The following is a 24397-nucleotide window of genomic DNA, read 5'->3' as shown; positions in this document are numbered from 1 at the left end:
GTGCTGTCCGCACCTGAGGGGGGCCGGTTACCGGCCGAGTTCTCGGTGGATGAACTCGAATATCTCGTCGTCCGTTGCGGATCCGATCTTGTCCGCGACTGCTTGACTCTCTTCCGGTGCGCCGCTCTCCTTCCACTGGGCGAGGAGGTGGTGCAGCCGCTCGGTGACCATGTCGTACGTCTTCTCGTCCGGCGCCGCCCCGGTCAGCAGCGACCCGAGCCGGTCGACCTCCTCCACCAGGGACACCGCGCCCGTGCCGTCCTGGAACTGTTCGCTCCACAGGTGGTCGGCCGCCGCTTGCGGGGTGGGGTGGTCGAACAGCAGAGTGGCGGGCAGTTGCAGGCCGGTGGCCCTGCTGAGCCGGTTACGCAGTTCGACCGAGGTCAGCGAGTCGAAGCCGAGGTCGCTGAAGGCGCGGGTGGCCTCGACCTCGCCGGGTGCGGCGTAGTCGAGCACCGCGGCCGCGTGTTCCTGCACCAGCCGGACCAGTGCCCGGTGCTGCTCGGCACTCGGCAGCCCGGCCAGCTCCTCGCGCAGCGAGGCTCCGGCGCCCGGGTCGGTGACCAGGGCGTCCGCCTCTGCCGCCAGGGCCGCGGCGGCCTCGGGCAGGCCGGCGATCAGCGGGCTGGGGCGGCGCAGCGTGAACGGCACGGCGAATCGCGACCAGTCGACGTCGACGATGGTCATCGGCCCCTCCCCGCCGTCCACCAGGTGTGCCAGGGCCTGGACCGCGCGGTCCTTGTCCATCAGCGCCACGCCGCCACGGGCCAGCCGCCCGGCGGTCTCCGCGTCGGTCATACCGCCGCCGCCCCAGGGGCCCCAGGCCACCGAGGTGGCGGGCAGGCCGCGGGCCCGGCGGTGCTCGGCGAGGCCGTCCAGGTAGGTGTTGGCTGCGGCGTAGGCGGGCTGCACGACACTGCCCCAGATCGCGGAGATGGAGGAGAACAGGACGAACGCGTCCAGTTCCAGGCCGAGTTCGCGGGTGAGCTCGTCCAGGTGCCGGGCTCCGGCCGCCTTGGCCGCCAGTACCGCGTCCGTCTCGGCCAGGTCGGCCTCGGCCACCGTCACGGCCTGCCCGATACCGGCAGTATGCAGCACCGAGGTCAGCGAGGGGCCCTGCGCGACGATCCGGCCCAGCGCCCCGGCGACCTGGGCGCGGTCGCTGACGTCGCAGGCCACGATGTCCACCCGGCTGCCCGCGGCGGCCAGTTCGGCGGCCAGGGCGGCCGCTCCGGCAGCGGCGGGCCCGGAGCGACTGGTCAGCACCAGCCGCCGGGCGCCGCGCCCGGCCGCCCAGCGCGCGACGTGTCCGCCGAGGGCACCGGTGCCGCCGGTGACCAGGACGCTGCCGCCGGGAGTCCACGGCTGGTCGGGCAAGACGGGCTGCGGAGCGTGGGTCAGGCGCCGGCCCAGGATGGCGGCCGCGCGGATCGCCACCTGGTCCTCACCACCGCAGCCGGCCAGCACCGCGCACAGACGCGCCGCGATCTGCCCGTCCGGTCCGTCGAAGTCGGTGGGCAGGTCGACCAGCCCGCCCCAGCGCTCGGGGTGCTCCAGGCCGACGACCCGGCCCAGGCCCCAGACCTGTGTCTGCAGCGGGCGGACCGGCGGCTCGCCGGGTGCCGCAGCCACCGCGTGGGACGTGGCCACCCACAGCGGGGCGTCCACGTCGGCGTCGCCGAGGCCCTGCACCAGGGTGAGGGTGGCGGCCAGGCCCACGGTCAGCGACGGGTGGCCCGGCATCGGTGTCTCGTCCAGCGCGAGCAGGGAGAGGATGCCTGCGAACCCGTCCGTCGGCAGTGCCGCGCGGACCTGCTCGGCCACCGTCTCACGCGTGGCGGCCCCGGCCATCTCCAGTACGGCGACGTCCGCTCCACGGGCAGCCAGCGCCGCACGGCACTGGCGCGCCATCGGCCCGTCGGCCTCCGAAGCCGGTACGAGCAGCAGCCAGCGGCCGGTCAGGCGAGCCGGTGCCGCGTCGGCCACCGGTGCCCAGGTGATCCGGTAGCGCCAGCTCTCGGTGGCCGAACGTTCCTGTTCGCGGCGCCGCCAGGACGCCAGCGCGGGCAGTACGCCGCTGAGTTGCTGCTGATCGGTGAGGGCCAGGGTGTCCGCGACGCCCGACAGGTCGCCGCCTTCGACGGCGGCCCAGAACTGCGCCTCGGCGGTCGAGGATCTGTTGGCGGTGGCCGTAGCGGCGGCGGTGGCGGTGGCGGTGGCGGAATTCTCCAGCCAGTAGCGGCGGTGTTGGAAGGCGTACGTGGGGAGATCCACCACCTCGCCAGCCGGTAGGACCTTGCGCCAGTCCACCGGCAGACCGACCACGTGGGCCTGTGCAAAGGCGCGCAGCAGACCGGCCGCGCCCGCGTCGGTCTGCGACAGGGTGCCGATGCTCAGCACCTGAGCGGCACCCGCATCCGTGTCCTCGGCGGTTTCGGTCACCGCAGCCGTCAACACCGGATGCGGCGAGATTTCGACGAACGCTCCGTAACCGGCCTCCAGCAGGCTACGGACGGCGTCGTCGAAGCGCACCGTCTGGCGCAGGTTCGCGAACCAGTAACCGGCGTTGACTTCCTCACCGATCAGCCACTCGCCTGTGACCGTGGAGACCATCGGGATACGGCCTGCCTGCGGGGCAATGCCCGACAGTTCGGCTTCGAGCTGGGCGGCAAGCGGCTCCACCGCTGGCGAATGCGCCACAAAATCTGTCGCCGGGACGCGCCAGCGCAGCACCTTGCGCGCCGCCAGCTCCCGCTCGAACGCCGCCAGCGCCTCCGCCTGACCGGAGACCACCACCGACGCCGGCCCATTGACCGCAGCCACCGACAACCGGCCGTCGAAGCCCGCCACCAGCTCACGCACCGCACCGGCCGGCATCACCACCGACACCATGGCCCCAGCCACATCCAGTGCCGACAGCGCGCGAGACCGCACCGCCACCACCCGCGCGGCGTCCTCCAGCGACAGCATTCCGGCCACCGTCGCCGCAGCAATCTCTCCCTGCGAGTGGCCCACCACCGCATCCGGCACGATGCCAGCGGCCTCCCACAGCGCGGCCAGGGAGACCATCACCGCCCACAGTGCGGGCTGGACAACCTCAGCCGCCTCCAACGCCGGAGCGCCCTCCGCACCCGTCAGGACATCGCTGAGCGACCAGTCCACGTACGGCCCCAGAGCCGCCTCACACTCCGCCAGCCGCGCCGCAAACAACGGCGACGAAGCCAACAGCTCCCGGCCCATACCGACCCACTGCGCACCCTGCCCAGCGAACACAAACACCGTACGGCCCGTGGCCCGAGCAACACCCGACACCACACCCGGCGCCGCCTCACCGGCCGCCAGCCCCCGTACGCCATCCAACAACCCCGCCCGGTCGCCAGCCACGACCACACCACGGTGCTCCAACACCGCCCGCGCAGCCGCCAACGACCACGCCACATCAACCGGCCGCAACGCAGAACGCCCAGCCGCCCACTCCCCCAACCGACCCGCCTGCGCAACAAGACCCTCCGCAGACCGACCCGACACCAACCACGCCGTAGGACCATCGTCAGCAAGCAGCGCAGGCGCGGCCTCAACCGGTTCGGGCGCTTCGCCAGTGTCGGCCGGCTCGGCCGGGGCCTCCTCCAGGATGAGGTGGGCGTTGGTGCCGCTCATGCCGAACGACGAGACGCCGGCGCGACGTACCCGGTCCTTGCCCGGCCACGGGGCCGTTTCGGTCAGCAGTCTGACGTCGCCGGCCGACCAGTCGATGTGCGGGGAGGGTTCGGCTGCGTGCAGGGTGCGCGGCAGCTCGCGGTGCTGGAGGGCCAGGACCATCTTGATGACACCGGCGACGCCGGCCGCGGCCTGCGTGTGACCGATGTTGGACTTCACCGAGCCCAGCCACAGCGGGTCGCCCTCGCCGCGCTCCTGGCCGTAAGTGGCCAGCAGGGCCTGGGCCTCGATCGGGTCACCCAGCGGGGTGCCGGTGCCGTGCGCTTCCACCACGTCCACGTCAGCGGGGGTGAGGCGGGCGTTGGCCAGCGCGGCACGGATCACTCGCTGCTGGGAGGGGCCGTTGGGCGCGGTCAGACCGTTGGACGCGCCGTCCTGGTTGACGGCGCTGCCCCGTACGACGGCCAGAACCTTGTGTCCATGACGCCGCGCGTCGGAGAGCCGCTCGACGACCAGCATGCCGGCGCCCTCGCCCAGTCCCATACCGTCGGCGCCGGCCCCGAACGGCTTGCACCGGCCGTCCGGGGAGAGTCCCATCTGCCGGCTGAACTGGTCGAACAGCAGCGGGTTGGCCGCCACCATGACCCCGCCGGCCAGGGCCAGCGAGCACTCTCCGGAGCGCAGAGCCTGGCAGGCCATGTGCAGCGCGACCAGGGAGGAGGAGCACGCGGTGTCCACGGTGACCGCCGGGCCCTCCAGGCCCAGGACGTAGGAGACGCGGCCGGAGACCACGCTGGTGGAGATGCCGGTCACCAGGTGGCCGTCGAGCTCCTTCTGCACCCCGGAGCTCCAGCCGTAGCCGGAGGCGGAGGCACCGGCGAACACGCCCGTCGGGCTGCCGCGCAGGGACGACGGGTCGATACCGGAGCGTTCCAACGCCTCCCAGGCAACCTCCAGCAGCAACCGCTGCTGCGGATCCATCGACACCGCCTCGCGCGGGCTGATCCCGAAGAAGCCGGCGTCGAAGTGGGTCGCGTCGTAGACGAAGCCGCCGGAGCGGACGGGGCCCTGGGGGTCTCCCTGGCGGTCCTCGATGTCCCAGCCGCGGTCCTCGGGCAGTACGGAGATGGCGTCGGTCCCGGCGGTGACCAGGTTCCACAGCTCCTGCGGGCCGCTCGCGCCGCCCGGGTAGCGGCAGGCCATGCCGACGATCGCCAGCGGTTCGTCCGCGGCTGCCGCCAGGACGGGGGCGGTGCGCGATGCGTCGGCCTGCGTGCCGTCCGGTGTGCCGGTCAGCTCGGCCAGTTCGGCCAGCAGGAATTCGGCGGCGGCGCTGGGCGTGGGGGCGTCGAACAGCAGGGTGGCGGGCAGTTGCAGGCCGGTGGCGCTGCTGAGCCGGTTACGCAGTTCGACCGAGGTCAGCGAGTCGAAACCGAGGTCGCTGAAGGCGCGGGTGGCCTCGACCTCGCCGGGTGCGGCGTAGTCGAGCACCGCGGCTGCCTGGGTCTGGACGAGGGTGAGCAGGGTCCGCTTCTGCTCGGTGCGGGACAGGCCCGCCAGTTGCCGGCGCCAGGAGGCTCCGGCCTGCGGGCCGGCTGCCGTGTCACCGCTGTCCGGGGTGTGCTGCCCGTCGGCGGCCAGCACCTCCTGGACCTCCGGCAGGTTCTCGATCAGCGGGCTGGGGCGGCGCAGCGTGAACGGCGGCGCGAACCGCTGCCAGTCCACGTGGGCGACGGTCAGCTCGGGCTCGTCGCAGTCCAGAACCTGGGCCAGCGCCTGTACGGCGTGGTCCGGGTCCATGACGATCAGGCCGCGCCGGATGCCTTGCGCCGCGCCGGCCTCGTCGGTCATGCCGCCGCCGCCCCAGGAGCCCCAGGCCACCGAGGTGGCGGGCAGGCCGTGGGCGCGGCGGTGCTGGGCGAGGCCGTCCAGGTAGGTGTTGGCGGCGGCGTAGGCGGGCTGCAGGCCGCTGCCCCAGGTGGCCGAGATGGAAGAGAAGAGGACGAACGCGTCCAGGTCGAGACCGAGTTCGCGGGTCAGGTCGTGCAGGTGCTGGGCGCCGGCCGTCTTGGCCGCCAGCACGGCGTCCGTCTCGGCGAGGTCGGTGTCCTGCACCAGGGTGGCCTGGTTGACGCCGGCGGTGTGCAGCACCGTGGTCAGCGAGGGGCCCTGCGCGGCGATCCGGCCGAGCACCGTGGCAACCTGGGCGCGGTCGCTGACGTCACAGGCCACGATGTCCACCCGGCTGCCCGCGGCGGCCAGTTCGGCGGCCAGGGCGGCCGCTCCGGCAGCGGCGGGCCCGGAACGGCTGGTCAGCACCAGCCGGGCGGCGCCGCGGCCGGACAGCCAGCGGGCGACGCGTCCGCCGATGGCGCCGGTGCCGCCGGTGACCAGGGCGCTGCCGCCGGGCGTGTACGCTCCGGCCTCGCCCCGGGGTCGGCCGGCCCTGCTCAGCCGGCGGCCGAAGATTCCAGCCGGTCGGATCGCGGTCTGGTCCTCGCCGCAGCCTGCCAGCACCGCGCACAGGCGCGCCATGATCTGTCCGTCCGCGCCGTCCGGCCCGGCGAAGTCGGCGGGCAGGTCGATCAGTCCGCCCCAGCGGTCAGGGTGTTCCAGGGCGACGACCCGGCCGAAGCCCCAGGTCAGGCTCTGCGCCGGGGTGACGGGCGGCTCCTGGGCGGTGGTGGCGACGGCGCCGCGGGTCAGTACCCACAGCGGGGCGTCCACCCCGATGTCGCCCAGTGCCTGCACCGCGGCCAGTGTGCCTGCCAGGCCGCCCGGTACCGCGGGGTGCCCGGGCACCGGCGTCTCGTCCAGGGCAAGCAGTGAGACGATGCCCGACGGTGCCGTGGGCTCTTGCAGTGCCTGGCCGAGGACGGCCGCCATCGCGGCCCGGTCCACGGTGCCCTCGGGCACCTCCACGATGGTGGTGTCGGCGCCACGGGCGGCAAGTGCCTGGGCGCAGGCTCGGGCCGGGTCTGCGCCCTCGGGGCCGGTGAGCAGCAGCCAGCGGCCGGTGAGGACGGTGGCGGCCGGGTCGGCCACCGGTGCCCAGGTGATGTGGTAGCGCCAGTCGGCGGTGGCCGACCGGTCCTGTTCCTGGCGGCGCCAGGAGGCGAGGGCGGGCAGCACCTCGCCCAGCGCGTGCGCGTCGTCCAGGTTGAGCACCTCGGCCATGTGGGTCAGGTCGCCGCCTTCGACGGCGGCCCAGAACCGTGCCTCGGCGTCCGAGGACCCACCGGCGGCGACCGCGGCGGCGGCTGCGGCGGAGGGCTCCAGCCAGTAGCGGCGGTGCTGGAAGGCGTAGGTGGGCAGATCCACCACCTCACCGGCCGGCAGGACCTTGCGCCAGTCCACCGCCAGCCCCGCCACGTGGGCCTGCGCGAAGGCACGCAGCAGGCCGGCCGCGCCCGCGTCGGTCTGCGACAAGGTGCCAATGCTCAGCACCTGAGCGGCGCCCGCATCCATGTCCTCGGCGGTTTCAGTCACCGCGGCGGTCAGCACCGGATGCGGAGAGACCTCCACGAACGCCCCGTAACCGGATTCCAGCAGCGTGCGCACGGCCTCTTCGAAACGCACCATCTGCCGCAGGTTCGCGAACCAGTACGCGGCGTCCGCATCCTCACCGGACAGCCACTCCCCCGTAACGGTCGAGACCATCGGGATACAGCCTGCCTGCGGGGCAATGCCCGACAGGTCCGCTTCGAGCTGGGCGGCGAGTGGCTCCACCGCTGGCGAATGCGCCACGAAGTCTGTGGCCGGGACGCGCCAGCGCAGCACCTTGCGCGCCGCCAGCTCCCGCTCGAACCCAGCCAGCGCCTCCGCCTGACCGGAGACCACCACCGACGCCGGGCCGTTGACCGCAGCCACCGACAACCGGCCGTCGTAGCCCGCCACCAGCTCACGCACCGCACCGGTCGGCATCACCACCGACACCATCGCCCCAGCCACATCCAGCCCCGACAGCGCGCGCGAACGCACCGCCACCACCCGCGCGGCGTCCTCCAGCGACAGCATCCCAGCCACCGTCGCCGCAGCAATCTCCCCCTGCGAGTGCCCCACCACCGCATCCGGAGTAACCCCGGCCGCCTCCCAGGCAGCGGCCAGGGAGACCATCACCGCCCACAACGCAGGCTGGACGACCTCGGCCGCCTCCAGCGCCGGAGCACCCTCCGCACCCGCCAACACCTCAGTCAGCGACCAGTCCACATACGGCCGCAGCGCCGCTTCGCACTCCGCCAGCCGCGCCGCAAACAACGGCGACGAAGCCAACAGCTCCCGGCCCATACCGACCCACTGCGCACCCTGCCCAGCGAAAACAAACACCGTACGACCCGTGGCCCGAGCAACGCCAACGACCGTACCGCCAGCGTCCGTTGCGGCAGCCAGATCGTCCAGCCCGGACAGAAGTGCGGCGTGCTCGTCGGCCACGACCACACCACGGTGCTCGAAGACCGATCGGGTGGCCGCCAGTGACCAGGCCACGTCGGCCGGACGCAGGGCGGGGCGCTCGGCCGCCCACTCCCGCAGTCGTCCCGCCTGCGCGGCAAGGCCCTCCGCAGACCGGCCCGACACCAGCCAGGCCGTGGGGCCGCCGTCGGCGAGCAGCGCCGGCGCGGGGGCCGACACGGCCTGCTCGTCCGGCCCGTGCTGCGCCGACCCGGCCAGGGCCGCCGCCTCACCCTCGTCCGCGTCCGTGGCCGGCCCGTCCTGTCCGGCCGGGGCCGTGGCCTCTTCGGCCGGGGCCTCCTCCAGGATCACGTGCACATTGGTGCCGCTCATGCCGAAGCCGGAGACACCGGCCCGGCGCACCCGTTCGCCACTGGGCCACGGCACCGGCTCGGTCAGCAGTCTGACCTCGCCCGCCGACCAGTCCACCTCGTCGGTGGGCTTTTCGACGTGGAGGGTGCGCGGGAGGTTCTGGTGCAGGAGGGCCAGGACCATCTTGATGATGCCGGCCATGCCCGCGGCCTGCTGGGCGTGGCCGATGTTGGACTTCACCGAGCCCAGCCACAGCGGGCGGCCCTCGGGGCGCTCCTGGCCGTAGGTGGCCAGCAGGGCCTGGGCCTCGATCGGGTCGCCCAGCGGGGTTCCGGTGCCGTGTGCCTCCACCACGTCCACCTCGGACGCGGTCAGGCGCGCACCGGCCAGGGCGGCGCGGATGACGCGCTGCTGCGCGGGGCCGTTGGGGGCGGTCAGGCCGTTGGAGGCGCCGTCCTGGTTGACGGCGCTGCCCCGTACGACCGCGAGGACGCGGTGGCCGTTGCGCCGGGCGTCGGAGAGCCGTTCGGCGACCACGACGCCGACGCCCTCGGCGACGCCCATGCCGTCGGCGCCGGCGCCGAATGCCTGGCACCGGCCGTCCGGGGAGAGTCCCAGGGAGCGGCTGAAGTCGGTGAACAGTACGGGGGTGGCCGCCACATAGGCACCGCCGACCAGGGCCATGGAGCACTCTCCCGCGCGCAGGGCCTGGCAGGCCAGGTGCAGCGAGACCAGCGCCGAGGAGCAGGCGGTGTCCACGGTGACCGCCGGGCCCTCCAGGCCCAGGGTGTAGGCGAGACGGCCGGAGAGCACGCTCATCGCGTTGCCGGTCATCACGTGCCCGTCCAGGTCGCCCTGGGCGCCGCTGGCCCAGCCGTACCCGGAGGCGGAGGCACCGGCGAACACGCCCGTCGGGCTGCCGCGCAGGGACGACGGGTCGATACCGGAGCGCTCCAGCGCCTCCCAGGCCACCTCCAGCAGCAACCGCTGCTGCGGATCCATCGACACCGCCTCGCGCGGGCTGATCCCGAAGAAGGCGGGGTCGAAGCCGGTGGCGTCGTGCAGGAAGTTGCCCGCCTGGACCTCGGCGGCGTCCTGTCCCGTCCCGTCGTCACCCAGATCCCAGCCACGGTCGCGCGGCAGGGCGGCCACCGACTCGCGGCCCGCGTCCAGCAACTGCCACAGGTCCTGCGGGCTGCGTACCCCGCCGGGGAAGCGGCAGGCCATGCCCACCAGGGCGATGGGCTCGCCGCCGGCCGCCTCCATTTCCTGCAGGCGCTGCCTGGTCTCGTGCAGGTTGGCGGTCACCCGCTTGAGGAAATAGCGAAGCTTCTCCTCGCTCACTTAACTCACCTCGTCGAAGAAGTCGCGGCGCTGGCCGGTTCAGTAGATTCCGAGTTCTTTGCCGATGAAGTCGAAGACTTCGTCGTCGGACGAAGATTCGAGCTTCTCCGCGACTTCGGTCTCGGCGTTCTGGGCCTGGGTCTGCTTCCAGCGGGAGAGGACGATCTCCAGCCGGCTGGTGATCTGGGCGGCGTCGCCGCCGCCGGGCACTCCGGTGAGCATCTCCTCCAGCCGGTCCAGTTCGGCCAGGACGGGTCGGGCGGGGCTGCTCTCCTCGGTGAGGCGGTCCCGCAGGTGGCCGGCGAGTGCGGCCGAGGTCGGGTAGTCGAACAGCAGGGTGCTGGGCAGGCGCAGTCCGGTGGCGCGGCCCAGCCGGTCCCGCAGTTCGACGGCGGTCAGCGAGTCGGCCCCCAGGTCGCTGAAGGCCCGATCGGCCTGTACCGACTCCGGGCTGGGGTGGCCCAGCACGGTGGCGGCCTCGGTCTGCACCAGTGTGATCAGCAGCCGGTCCTGTTCGGCCGGGGACAGGGCGGCGAGCTGTCGGGCCAGCGCGTTGCCTGCGGCCGACACCTCCGGGGCGTCGCCGTCGTCGCCGCGCGCGGCCAGCGCCTGGACCACGTCGGGCAGGCTCTCGATCAGCGGGCTGGGGCGGCGCAGCGTGAACGGCGGCGCGAAGCGTTCCCAGTCCACGTCGGCGACGGTGAGCGTCGGGTCGTCGGCGTCCAGTGCCCGGGCCAGGGCGCCGAGCGCCGCCTGGGGGTCGATCAGGCGGAGGCCGCGCCGTTCCATGTGGCCGGTGGCTTCCTCGTCGGTCATGCCGCCGCCGCCCCACGGGCCCCAGGCCACCGAGGTGGCGGCCAGGCCACGGGCCCGGCGGTCCTCCGCCAGGGCGTCCAGGTAGGCGTTGGCCGCCGCGTAGCCGGCCTGCATCGCGCTGCCCCAGGTGGCGGCGACGGAGGAGAACAGGACGAAGGCGTCCAGTTCCAGGTCGGCGGTGAGCCGGTCCAGGGCGGCCGCGCCGGCGGCCTTGGCCGCGAGGACCGCGGCCAGTTCCGGTACCGATGCCTGGTCCAGCGGGGTCATCTGGCCGAGGCCGGCCGCGTGCAGGACGGCGGTCAGCGGCGGGCCGCCGACGCTGATCCGGTCGAGCACGCCGGCCAACGCGGTCTCCTCTGCGGCGTCGCAGGCCAGGATGTCCACCTGCGTCCCGGCCGCCGCCAGTTCGGCGGCCAGCGCGGCGCCGGCGGCTGCACCGGGGCCGGAGCGGCTGGTGAGCACCAGCCGCTCGATGCCACGGCCGGCCAGCCAACGTGCCACGTGCCCGCCGATGGCGCCCGTACCGCCGGTGATCAGGGCGGTGCCGCGCGGCGCCCACTGCCCGCGTTCGCGCGGCTGCGCGGCGCGGGTCAGCCGGCGTCCGTGGATGCCGGACACTCGGAGGGCGACCTGATCCTCGCCGCAGCCTGCGAGTACGGCGCGCAGGCGCTGTGCGGTGTTCTCGTCCCACTGCTCGGGCAGGTCGATCAGACCACCGCCGTGGTCGGGGTGTTCCAGGACGACAACCCGGCCCAGTCCCCATGCCTGCGCCTGCACCGGGCGGGCCGGCGCCTTCTCGGGCGCCACGGCGACGGCGCCACAGGTGACGCCCCACACCGGGGCGAGCACATGCTCGGCGACCAGAGCCTGCGTCAGGTTCTGGGAACCGGCCAGGCCCTGTGTCAGCGCCGGGTGGCCGGGCAGCGGGGTCTCGTCAAGGGCCAGCAGGGAGACAACGCCGGCGACGCCGTCCGGGGGAAGTACGTCGGCGATCTGTGCTGCCAGCCGCTCGGGGTCGGCTGTCTGTGTGGCTTCCAGGGGCACGACTCGGGCACCCCCGGCGGTCAGTGCCTGCGTGCAGTGTTCGGTCAGCGCCTGCGCTACCGGGCCGGCGGGAGCCACCAGCAGCCAGGTGCCGCTCAGTTCAGCCGGGGCCGGGTCGGTGACCGGCTCCCAGTCCACCCGGTAGAACCAGTCGGCGGTCGCCGACCGGTCCTGTTCGCGGCGCCGCCAGGACGCCAACGCGGGCAGCGCCTGGGCCAGTTGCTGCGCGTCCTCCGCAGGGAGGGTGCCGGCGATGTCGGTGAGGTCGCCGTCCTCGACGGCCGCCCAGAACCGGTCCTGCGCAGTGGCGGACGCGCTGTCGCCCCAGGCGTGCGGGAGGGTCTGTATGCCGTTGGGCCAGTAGCGCTGGTGCCGGAAGGCGTACGTGGGCAGCTCGACCTGCTCCGCGGCGGGCAGCACACGCGTCCAGTCCACCGGGGCACCGTTGACGAAGGCACGGGCCAGACCGGTCAGCAGACCTGCGGTGCCTTCGGTACTGCGCCGCTGGAGGGGGACGAAGGCGGGCTCGGTGCCCTCCATCTCCGCGACCGCGTCGGGGCCGAGGGAGGAGAGGGAGCCGTCCGGACCCACTTCCAGGAAGACGGAGATGCCCTCTGCTGCGAGGGTGGCCACCGCATCCGCGAAGCGGACGGTCTGACGGGTTTGTGCAGGCCAGTAATCGGCCTGCGGGTCGGACACCAGGTCACCGGTGAGGGCCCCGGCCCACATCACCTCGGGGCGACGGAACTCCAGCTTTTCGGCGACGGTGCGGAGCTCGTCCAGAACCGGGTCCATGGCCGGGGAGTGGAACGCGTGCGAGACCCGCAGGGGCCGCACTCGGCGACCCCGGTCCCGCCACAGCTCCACCACCGCGTCCACGGCTTCGGCCGCACCGGAGATCACCACGGATTCCGGGCCGTTGACCGCCGCGACAGCCACCTCACCCGACACCTCCTCGAACGAGGCGATGACATCTGCCTCGGCAGCGTTGATCGCCGCCATCGCCCCACCCGACGGCAGCTCCTGCATCAAACGGGCCCGGGCCGCCACCAGCGCACAGGCATCCGGCAACGACAACACGCCCGCCACATGGGCAGCCGCCACCTCACCCACCGAATGACCCACCACCGCATCCAGCACCACACCAGCCGCCTTCAGCACCGCGGCCAAGGCCACCTCGAAGGCGAACAGACCAGCCTGCGCATACAGCGTCTGATCGGCCAGCTCAGCAGCGTCCCCGTCGCAGTCGCCGTCCAGGATCACGTCCCGCAGACGTACCTCGGTCCCCAGTTCCAGCTCCAGCAGCCCGCACACCCGGTCGAACACCTCGGCGAACACCGTGCTGCCCGCGTACAGGCCACGGCCCATACCAGCCCACTGCGCACCCTGACCAGCGAAGACCAGACCCACCCGGGCATCCGACCGGGCCACGCCCGACACCACCACAGGCGAGGACGTACCGGCCGCCAGGCTGTGCACGCCATCGAGAAGGGCGCCGCGTTCCGTACCGAGCACCACCGCCCGGTGCTCGAACGCCGACCGCGTCGCCGCCAACGACCAGCCCACATCGGCCGGACGCAGCTCCGGACGGGCCGACACCCACTCCCCCAGCCGCCCAGCCTGAGCCGACAACGCCTCAGCCGTACGACCCGACACCACCCACGCACCAGCACCCTCAAGAGCCGCAACCGGCACCTCATCGGCGCTTTCGCTCCGCGCCTCGACCGCAGGAGCCTCCTCCAGAATCACGTGGGCGTTGGTCCCGCTGATCCCGAACGCGGATGTACCGGCCCGCCGCACCCGGTCACCGTCGGAGGGCCACGGCACCGACTCCGTCAGCAACCGCACCTCGCCCGCCGACCAGTCCACATGAGGCGAGGGCTGTTCGGCGTGCAGGGTGCGCGGCAGCTCTTCGTGCCGCAGCGCCAGCAGCATCTTGATCAGGCCCGCCATGCCGGCGGCGGCCTGGGTGTGGCCGATGTTGGACTTCACCGACCCCAGCCACAACGGCCGCCCCTCCGGACGCTCCTGGCCGTAGGTGGCCAGCAGCGCCTGGGCCTCGATCGGGTCGCCCAGCGGAGTGCCGGTGCCGTGTGCCTCCACCGCGTCCACCTCGGCGCAGGTCAGGCCCGCGTTGGCCAGGGCGGCACGGATCACGCGCTGCTGCGAGGGGCCGTTGGGGGCGGTCAGGCCGTTGGAGGCACCGTCCTGGTTGACGGCGGAGCCGCGGATGACGCCCAGGACCCGGTGGCCGTTGCGGCGGGCGTCGGAGAGCCGCTCCAGTACGACCATGCCGGCGCCCTCGCCCATCCCCATGCCGTCGGCGTCGGCGGAGAACGCCTTGGAGCGGCCGTCCGCCGCCAGTCCGCGCTGCCGGGCGAAGCCGACCATCTCCCAGGGAGTGGCCATCACCGCGACCCCGCCGACCAGGGCCAGCGGGCACTCCCCGGAGCGCAGGGCCTGGGCGGCGGTGTGCAGCGCCACCAGGGCCGAGGAGCAGGCGGTGTCCACCGTCAGCGCCGGGCCCTCCAGGCCCAGGACGTAGGAGACGCGGCCGGAGATGATGCTGGTCGCGTTTCCGGTGACCAGGTGGCCCTCCACCTGGGCCGCGCCGTCCTGGCCGCCGAGCTGCATGCTGGCCAGGCTGTAGTGGGAGGAGTAGCCGCCGATGAACACGCCGGTGCGCGAGCCGCGCAGGGTGGCGGGGTCCAGTCCGGCGGACTCCAGTGCCTCCCAGGACAGTTCCAGCATCAGGCGCTGCTGCGGGTCCATGGCCAGCGCCTCGCGCGGGCTGATCCCGAAGAAGCCGGCGTCGAAGTGGGTGGCCTGGTGCAGGAATCCGCCTTCGCGGGTGTACGAGGTGCCGGCGTGCGAGGGGTCGGGGTCGAACAGGGCGTCGGCGTCCCAGCCCCGGTCCTGCGGGTAGCCGGAGATTCCCTCGCCGCCTGCGGCCAGCAGGGCCCAGAGGTCTTCGGGGGTGTTCACGTCGCCGGGGAAGCGGCAGCTCATCGCGACGACGGCGATCGGGTCGCGGTCGGCGTGGCCCGTGGGGTCCGGGGCGGGGGCTGCGGCGGGGCCGGCGTCCGGGGAGCCGAGCAGCGTGGTGCGCAGGTGTGCGGCCAGGACCGTGGGGGTGGGGTGGTCGAACATCAGCGTCGCCGGGAGGCGCAGCGCGGTCCAGGCGGCGATGCGGTTGCGCAGTTCGACCGAGGTCAGCGAGTCGAAGCCCAGCTCGCTGAAGGCACGGCCGGGTTCGACCTCGTCGTAGCCGGCGTGGCCGAGCACGGCGGCGGCCTCGGTGCGGATGCGGTCCACCAGCAGCCGGTCCTGTTCGGCGCGCGACAGGCCGGCCAGTTGCCGGGTCAGTTCGCCTGCGGCCGGCTGGGCGCCGCCGTCGGCGTGCCGGGCCGTCTTGAGCTGCTGGACCTCTGCGAGGTCGCGCAGCAGGGGCGCGTCCAGGGCCTGTTGCTGCCCGGGGGCGGCGGCGAAGGCGGCGAGGTCGAGGTCCATGACGGTCAGTACGGTGTCCGATCCGGCCAGGGCGGTGCCCAGGGCCTGGACGGCCAGCTCGGGGTCCATCAGGACTTCCCAGCGGTTACGGCGCAGCCGCTGCCGGGCCGCCTCGGTTGCCTGGGAGACTCCGTCGCCGGCCCAGGGGCCCCAGGCGATGGACAGGGCCGGCAGGCCGCGGGAGCGCCGGTTGTCGGCCAGGGCGTCCAGGAAGGCGTTGGCCGCCGCGTAGTTGGCCTGCCCGGCACCGCCGAAGGTGGCGGCCGCCGAGGAGAACAGGACGAAGGCGTCCAGGTCGAGGTCGGCGGTCAGGGCGTCCAGGTGGGCGGCGCCGGTGGCCTTGGCGGCCAGGGCGTTGGCCAGCCGGTCGGTGTCCAGCCGGTCCAGCACGCCGTCGTCCAGGACGCCGGCGGTGTGCATGACGGCGGTCAGCGGTGGCCCGTCGGCGGCGATCCGGTCCAGGAGTGCGGCCAGTTGGGTACGGTCCGCGCTGTCGCAGGCACGGATTTCCACGGTGGTACCGGCGGCGGCCACGTGCGCGGCGAGGGCGGCGGCGCCCGGGGCTTCGACGCCGGAGCGGCCGGTCAGCACCAGCCGCTCGGCGCCGCGGCCGGCCAGCCAGCGCGCCACGTGTCCGCCGACGGCACCGGTGCCGCCGGTGATCAGGACCGTACCGCGCGGGGTCCACGGCCGTCCGGTGGTGGGCTGGGGGGCCCGGGCCAGCCTGCGGGCGAGGATGCCGGCGGGCCGGATGGCCACCTCGTCCTCCCCGCAGCCGGCCAGTACCGCGCACAGCCGGGCGGCGGCCCGCTCGTCCAGGGTCGCGGGCAGGTCGATCAGGCCGCCCCAGCGCTCGGGCTGTTCCAGTGCGACGACCCGGCCCAGGCCCCAGGTGGCTGCCTGTACGGGGCGGGTCAGCCGGTCGCCGGGGGCGGTGGCCACCGCGCCGGTGGTCGCCATCCACAGGGGTGCGCTGATGTCGGCGTCGGACAGCGCTTGCACCAGGGTCAATGTGCCGGCCAGGCCGCCAGGCACCGCCGGGTGGTCCGCCAGCGGCATCTCGTCCAGTCCCAGCAACGACAGCACCCCGGCCACCGGCGGAACGGTGGCAGCGTGGCCTGCTTCGGGCGGCGCGATGCCGACGGGGCGCAGGGCCTCGGTCAGGGCATCGGCCAGCGTGGCGCGCTCGGCGCCCGTGGCCACCTGGACCACCTGGGTCCGGGCGCCGCGCGCGGTCAGTGCGTCGGTGCATGCCTGGATGAGGTCCGCGGTGCCGGGGGCCGTTGTGGCAGGGACCGCCACCAGCCAGGTACCGGACGGGCGGGCCGGGGCCGGGTCGTTCAGCGGGCTCCAGCCGACCCGGTAGCGCCAGCCGGCGGTGACGTCACGGTCCCGCTCGCGGCGCCGCCAGGCCGCCAGCGAGGCGAGCACCTCGCCGAAGGGCTGTGCGGTGTCCACGGCCAGCGTGGCGGCGAGGCGGGACGCGTCGCCGTCCTCCACGGCCGCCCAGAAGCGGGACTCGGCCTCGGTGGCCGCACCGGACTGGGCGGGGGCGAGGGCGGCGGGGCCGGCCGGGTGGTCGGCACCGAGCCAGTAACGCTGGTCGGCGAAGGCGTAGGTGGGCAGGTCGATACAGCGGCCGGCGGGCAGCACCCGGCGCCAGTCGACGGCGGTGCCGGCCACGTGCAACTGCGCCAGGGCGGCCAGCAGCCGCTGCGGGCCGCCGTGCTCCCGCTCCAGCGTCGCGACGACCACCGGGGTGCCGGCCGTGGCCAGCTCCTGGAAGGTCTCGTCGATGGCGGCGGTGAGCACCGGCTGCGGGGAGATTTCGACGAAGGTGGCGTGGCCGGCCGCGGCCAGCTCCTGCACTGCCTGCTGGAAGCGCACGGTGTGGCGGAGGTTGGCGAACCAGTAACCGGCGTCCAACTGCGGGCCGTCCGCCCAGCGGCACTCGACGGTGGAGTACATCGGGATGTTGCCGGTCTGCGGCCGGATGCCGGCCAGCCGCTCGGCCAGCGCCCCGGACAACTGGTCCACCGCGGTCGAGTGCGCCACGAAGTCACCGGCCGGGACCGGCCAGCGCATGGCACGCCGGGCAGCCAGGACGGCCCCGAACTCGGCCAGCGCCTCCGGCTGCCCGGAGACCACGGTGGTGGCGGGCCCGTTGACGGCGGCGACGGCCAGCCGGTCGCCCCAGGGCTCCATCAGTTCGCGTACGGCCGCGACGGGCATCACCACCGACAGCATCCCGCCGCTCGTGCCCAGGGCGGACAGCTCCTGGCTGCGTACCGCCACGACGGCGGCCGCGTCCGTGAGGGAGAGGATGCCGGCCACCGTGGCGGCGGCGATCTCCCCCTGGGAGTGGCCGACCACCGCGGCGGGGGTGACACCTGCGGCCTCCCACACCGCGGCCAGCGCCACCATCACCGCCCACAGCAGCGGCTGCGCCACCTCGGCGCGCTCCAGTCCCGGCGCGCCGTCGGCACCGGCCAGCACGTCGGCCGGCGACCAGTGCACGTGCGGGGCCAGCGCCTCGGCGCACTGGGAGAAGCGCTCGGCGAACACCGGGGAGGTGGCCAGCAGTTCGCGGCCCATACCGGCCCACTGGGCGCCCTGCCCGGGGAAGACGAAGACGGGCCCGGCCTCCTCGGCGCCCTCGGCGGCCGCGGTGGTGCCGGCGATCACCTGGGGGCTGCTCAGCCCGGCGGCCAGCGCGTCCAGTCCCTCGGTGAGTTCTGTACGGTCCGCGCCGCTCACCACGGCCCGGTACTCGTGCACCGTACGGGTGGTGGCCAGCGACCAGGCGATGTCCGCCGCCTGCGCCCCGGGGTGGGCCGCCAGGTGCTCCGCCAACTGGGCCGCCTGCCTGCGCAGTCCGTCGGCCGTCCGCCCGGACACCAGCCAGGCGAGGGGGCCGGGTGCCGCCAGCAGCGCGGTGGGTGCCGCGGACTGACCGCCGTCGCCGGGCGCGTCGGCGGGCAGGGCCTGGGCCGCCTCGGGGGTCTGCGGAGTCTCGGGGGTCTGCGGAGTCTCAGGAACCTCAGCGGCCTCAAGGGGCTCGGGAGCCTCTTCGAGAATGAGGTGGGCGTTGGTACCGCTGACACCGAAGGAGGAGATACCGGCCCGGCGCGTCCGTGCGCCGCCCGCCGGCCAGGGCTGCGCCTGGCTCAGCAGCCGTACCGCGCCCGCGGTCCAGTCGACGTGCGGCGAGGGCTGCTCGGCGTGCAGGGTCTTCGGCAACTGCTCGTTCTGGAGTGCCAGCACCATCTTGATCAGGCCGCTGATGCCGGCCGCGCCCTGGGTGTGGCCGATGTTGGACTTCACCGATCCCAGCCACAGCGGGTCGCGTTCGCCGCGGTCCTGGCCGTAGGTGGCCAGCAGTGCCTGGGCCTCGATGGGGTCACCCAGCGGGGTGCCCGAGCCGTGCGCCTCCACCACGTCCACCTCGGCGCAGGTCAGCGAGCAGCCGGCCAGCGCCTCGTGGATGACGCGCTGCTGCGCGGGCCCGTTGGGCGCGGTCAGCCCGTTGGACGCACCGTCCTGGTTGACCGCCGAGCCGCGCACCACCGCGAGCACCGGGTGGCCGTTGCGCCGCGCGTCGGAGAGCCGTTCCAGTACGACCATCCCGGCGCCCTCGGCGATGCCCATGCCGTCCGCGTCGGCGGCGAAGGACTTCGAACGGCCGTCCGGGGCCAGTCCGCGCTGCTTGCTGACCCAGACGAACAGCTCCGGGGTCGAGGCGACGAACACGCCGCCGGCCAGCGCCAGGGTGCACTCCCCCGAGCGCAGCGCCTGCGCGGCCAGGTGGACCGCCACCAGCGCCGAGGAGCAGGCGGTGTCCACGGTCATCGCCGGGCCCTGGAGGCCCAGGGTGTAGGCGAGGCGGCCGGAGAGCACGCTGGTCGTGGTGCCGGTCAGCAGGTGCGCCTCCAGGCCCTGGGCCGCCTCCGGCCGGGCGAGGCCGTAGCCGGAGAAGCTGGCGCCCGCGAACACGCCGGTACGGCTGCCGCGCAGCGAGCCGGGAACGATGCCGCTGCGCTCCAGCGCCTCCCAGGAGGTGCCCAGCAGCAGCCGCTGCTGCGGGTCCATGGCGAGGGCCTCGCGCGGGCTGATCCCGAAGAAGCCGGCGTCGAAGCGGGTGGCGTCGTGGACGAAGCCGCCCTGCCGCACATAGGCGGTGCCCGGCGCGTCCGGGTCCGGGTCGTAGAGGGCGTCCAGGTCCCATCCGCGGTCGGTCGGGAAGGCCCCGATCGCATCGGTGCCGCCGGCCAGCACCTGCCACAGGTCCTCGGGGGTCTTGACCCCGCCGGGGAAACGGCAGCCCATGCCGACGACGACCACCGGGTCGTCCTCATCCGCACCGGTCGGCACCGGGCTCGCCACGACGGCGTCGGCCCCGGCGCCCGGGCTGCCCAGCAGCTCGGCGGCCAGGTAGCCGGCCAGCACCTTGGGGCTGGGGTAGTCGAAGAGCAGCGTGGCGGGCAGCGCCAGGCCGGTGGCGGCGGCCAGCCGGTTGCGCAGCTCCACCGCGGTCAGCGAGTCGAAACCCAGCTCGCTGAAGGCCCGGCCGCTGCCGACGGCCTGGGCGGAGGAGTGTTCCAGTACGGCTGCCGCTTCGCCCCTGACCAGGTCGGTCAGGGTGCGCTGCTGCTCGGCGGCGCTCTGCCCGGCCAGTCGGCGCAGCAGCGAACCGCGCGCCTCGGGGACGGTCTCCGCCTCCTCGGCGGTGCCGGCGGCCAGCGCCGCCGCGACCTCGGGCAGGCCGGCGATCAGCGGGCTGGGACGACGCAGCGTGAACGGCGGTGCAAACTGCGACCAGTTGACGTCCACCACCACCGGTCGGCTCTCGCCGCCGTCCAGGATCTGTGCCAGCGCGCCGGTGGCCGCCCGGGGGGCCAGCAGCCGCAGCCCGCGCCGCTCCAACTGGACGCCGTCGTCGCCGGTGGCGGTGGTACCCGCGTTCCACGGGCCCCAGGCCACCGCGAGCGCGGTCAGGCCCCGGGCGCGCCGGTCCTCGGCCAGCGCCTCCAGATAGGCGTTGGCCGCGCTGAAGCCGGGCTGCCGGCCGCCGCCCCACACGGCGGCGACCGAGGAGAACAGTACGAACGCGTCCAGGTCGCAGTCGGCGGTCAGTTCGTCCAGTACCGCCGCCGAGCCCGCCTTGGCCGCCAGCACCTCGGCCAGTTGCGCCGCGTCCAGGTCGTCCACCGGCACACTGTCGACGATCTCCGCCAGGTGCAGCACCGTGGACAGCTCCGGCCCCCGGGCCCGCATCCACGCCAGTACCCCGGCCGTCTCGGCGCGGTCGCTGACATCGCACGCCACGACGTCCACCCGGCTGCCCGCGGCGGCCAGTCCGGCGGCGAGCGCCGCGACCCCCTCGTGCTCGGGAGCACCGGTCAGCACCAGCCGCTGGGCGCCGCGTTCGGCCGCCCAGCGGGCCACGTGCCCGCCGACCGCCGTGGTGCCGCCGGTGACCAGGACGCTGCCGCCCGGCGTCCACGGCTGGTCGGGCATCACGGGCTGCGGGGCGTGGGTCAGCCGTCGGCCCAGGATGGCGGCCGCGCGGATCGCCACCTGGTCCTCTCCACAGCCGGCCAGCACCGCGCCCAGACGCGCCGCGACCTGCCCGTCCGGTACGTCGAAGTCGGTGGGCAGGTCTACGAGCCCGCCCCAGCGCTCGGGGTGCTCAAGGGCGACGACTCGGCCGAAGCCCCAAATCAGAGCCTGGAGCGGGCTGTTCGGCGCCTCGTCGGATCCGGTGGCGACGGCACCACGGGTGGCTACCCACAGCGGGGCGTCCACCTCGGCGTCACCCAGGCCCTGCACCATGGTGAGGGTGGCGGCCAGACCCACGGTCAGCGACGGGTGGCCCGGCATCGGTGTCTCATCCAGCGCCAGCAAGGACAGGGCACCGGCGAACCCGTCCGACGGCAGCGCCGCGCGGACCTGCTCGGCCACCGCCTCACGCGTGGCGGCCCCGGTTACCTCCAGCACTACGACGTCCGCTCCACGGGCGGACAGCGCCGCACGGCACTGCCGGGCCGCCTCGCCGTCGGCCTCCTGACCCGGTACGAGCAGCAGCCAGCGGCCGGCCAGGCGAGCCGGAGCCGGGTCGGCCACCGGCGCCCAGGTGACCTGGTAGCGCCAGCCCTCGGTGGCCGAACGCTCCCGCTCCCGGCGCCGCCAGGCCGCCAGCACCGGCAGCACCTCAAGAAGCTGCCGACGGTCCTCGACGGCCAACGTGTCCGCGAGATCCGACAGGTCGCCACCTTCGACGGCGGCCCAGAACCGCGCCTCCACCTCGGTGGGTGCCCCGTCCCCACCGCCGACGGCGGTGGAGGTCTCCAGCCAGTAACGGCGGTGCTGGAAGGCGTAGGTGGGCAGTTCCACCACCTCGCCGACCGGCAGGACCTTGCGCCAGTCCACCGGCAGCCCCGCCACGTGGGCGTGCGCGAAGGCGCGCAGCAGACCGGCCGCGCCCGCGTCGGACTGCGACAAGGTGCCGATGCTCAGCACCGGAGCGGCACCCGCATCCGTGTCCTCGGCGGTTTCGGTCACCGCGGCCGTCAGCACCGGATGCGGCGAGATTTCGACGAACGCCCCGTAACCGGCCTCCAGCAGGCCACGGACGGCGTCCTCGAAACGCACCGTCTGCCGCAGGTTGGCGAACCAGTAACCGGCATCCACCTCCTGCCCAGCCAGCCACTCACCCGTGACCGTGGAGACCATCGGAACGCGGCCCACCTGCGGGACTATCTCCGACAGGTCCGCCTGAAGCTGGGCGGCAAGCGGCTCCACCGCCGCGGAATGCGCCACAAAATCCGTCGCCGGAATCCGCCAGCGCAACACCTTACGCGCCGCCAACTCCCGCTCGAACCCAGCCAGCGCCTCCGACTCCCCCGACACCACCACCGACGCCGGACCGTTGACCGCGGCCACCGACAACCGGCCGTCGAAGCCGACCACCAGCTCACGCACCGCACCCGCCGGCATCACCACCGACACCATCGCCCCCGCCACATCCAGCGACGACAACGCGCGAGACCGCACCGCCACCACCCGAGCAGCGTCCTCCAGCGACAGCATCCCGGCCACCGTGGCCGCAGCAATCTCACCCTGAGAGTGGCCCACCACCGCATCCGGGGAGACACCAGCCGCCTCCCACACCGCAGCGAGGGAGACCATCACCGCCCACAACGCAGGCTGAACAACCTCAGCCGCCTCCAACGCCGGAGCGCCCTCCGCACCCGCCAGGACATCGCTGAGCGACCAGTCCACGTACGGCCCCAGAGCCGCCTCACACTCCGCCAGCCGCGCCGCAAACAACGGCGACGAAGCCAACAGCTCCCGGCCCATACCGACCCACTGCGCACCCTGCCCAGCGAACACAAACACCGTACGACCCGTGGCCCGAGCAACACCCGACACCACACCCGGCGACAACTCACCTTCCGTCAGGCCCCGTACGCCGTCCAACAGCTCTTCCCGGCCATCGGCGACAACCACACCACGATGCTCCAACACCGCCCGCGCAGCCGCCAACGACCACGCCACATCAACCGGCCGCAACGCAGAACGCCCAGCCGCCCACTCCCCCAACCGACCCGCCTGCGCAACAAGACCCTCCGCAGACCGACCCGACACCAACCACGCCGTGGGACCACCATCGGCGAGCAGCGCAGGCCCGGGGGCGGTGGTCACCGGGGCCGGGGCGGGGGTCCCGTCGGCGTCCGTCTCCTCGGCCTCCTCGGCCGGGGCTTCCTCGGCCGGGGCCTCCTCCAGGATCACGTGCACATTGGTGCCGCTCATCCCGAACCCGGAGACACCCGCCCGGCGCACCCGCTCACCACCGGGCCACGGCACCGACTCCGCCAGCAGCCTGACCTCACCCGCCGACCAGTCCACATGCGGCGTCGGCTCATCCACATGCAACGTGCGCGGCAACCGCTCATGCTGAAGAGCCAGCACCGTCTTGATGACACCCGCCACACCAGCAGCCGCCTGCGTATGACCGATGTTGGACTTCACCGACCCCAACCACAACGGCCGACCCTCCGGCCGCTCCCGGCCGTAGGTAGCCAGCAACGCCTCAGCCTCGATGGGGTCGCCCAGCTTGGTCGCCGAGCCGTGTGCCTCCACCACGTCCACGTCACCAGGGGTGAGACGGGCGTTGGCCAGCGCGGCACGGATCACCCGCTGCTGCGCGGGACCGTTGGGCGCGGTCAGCCCGTTGGACGCACCATCCTGGTTGACGGCACTGCCCCGCAGCACGGCGAGCACGTGGTGGCCGTTGCGCCGTGCGTCGGAGAGGCGCTCGACCACCAGCAGGCCCACGCCCTCGGCCCAGCCCGAACCGTTCGCGTCCTGGCTGAAGGACTTGCAGCGTCCGTCGTCCGACATGCCCCGCTGCCGGGAGAATCCCACGAACACGGACGGCGCGGAGATCACCGTGGATCCGCCGGCCAGTGCCAGCGAGCACTCCCCCGCGCGCAGGGCCTGGGCGGCCATGTGCAGCGCCACCAGCGAGGACGAGCACGCGGTGTCCACCGTCACCGCCGGGCCCTCCAGGCCGAAGGTGAAGGCCAGGCGGCCCGAGGTGACGCTGGTGGAGACGCCGGTCAGCAGGTGGCCCTCCAGCCCCTGTGTCCGGACCGTGGGGCCGGTGCCGTAGCCCTGGCCGTAGGAGCCGGCGAACACACCGGTGGAGCTGCCGCGCAGCGCGTTCGCGTCGATGCCGGCCTGTTCCAGCGCCTCCCAGGCAACCTCCAGCAGCAGCCGCTGCTGCGGGTCCATGGCCGCCGCCTCGCGCGGGCTGATCCCGAAGAAGTCGGCGTCGAAGTGGGTCGCGTCGTAGACGAATCCGCCGTGCCGCGCGTAGGAGGTGCCCGGGTGGTCCGGGTCGGGGTCGTAGAGGTTTTCCAGGTCCCAGCCTCGGTCGGCCGGGAACGGGCCGATCGCGTCGGTGCCCGAAGCCAGCAGCCGCCACAGGTCCTCGGGGCCGTTCACCCCGCCGGGGAAACGGCAGCCCATACCGACGATCGCGATCGGCTCCTGGCTGCGTTCCTCCACCTCGGTCAGCCGGCGGCGGACCTGGCGCAGATTGGCCGTCACGAGCTTGAGGTAATCGCGGAGCTTGTCTTCGTTGGCCATCAGAAACCCGCCGTCCTGCCTGCCGAGATACGCCGCTCCGATCTCTGTGACCGCGATGCGGACTGCCCAGGAATTACGCCATAGTTCGGTGCGCGGGCAGCACGGGGGAAAA

The 24397-nt window shown here is 73.8% G+C and carries 2 protein-coding genes; both read right to left on the bottom strand.

Annotation, left to right across the window (positions count from 1 at the left end; genetic code table 11):
* Window positions 1–27 precede the first annotated feature (27 nt).
* Window positions 28–9762 (bottom strand): type I polyketide synthase, encoded by a 9735-nt coding sequence (locus tag EJG53_RS36205; protein ID WP_125048443.1) that lies wholly within the window; start codon window positions 9760–9762, stop codon window positions 28–30.
* Window positions 9763–9801: 39 nt separating this feature from the next.
* Entirely contained in the window at window positions 9802–24285 is a 14484-nt protein-coding gene (locus EJG53_RS36200) for a type I polyketide synthase (RefSeq protein ID WP_125048442.1), read from the bottom strand.
* Window positions 24286–24397 lie beyond the last annotated feature (112 nt).

The sequence above is a fragment of the Streptomyces chrestomyceticus JCM 4735 genome, from assembly GCF_003865135.1.
In the GTDB taxonomy this organism is placed as follows: domain Bacteria; phylum Actinomycetota; class Actinomycetes; order Streptomycetales; family Streptomycetaceae; genus Streptomyces; species Streptomyces chrestomyceticus.
The sequence above is the reverse complement of the archived record's forward strand: the minus strand, read 5'-3'. Positions and strand labels throughout refer to the sequence as shown.

What these genes read in the sequence shown, in the direction of transcription:
- EJG53_RS36200 (WP_125048442.1), bottom strand. Translation starts at nt 24,285, where the DNA reads ATGGCCAACGAAGACAAGCTCCGCGATTACCTCAAGCTCGTGACGGCC.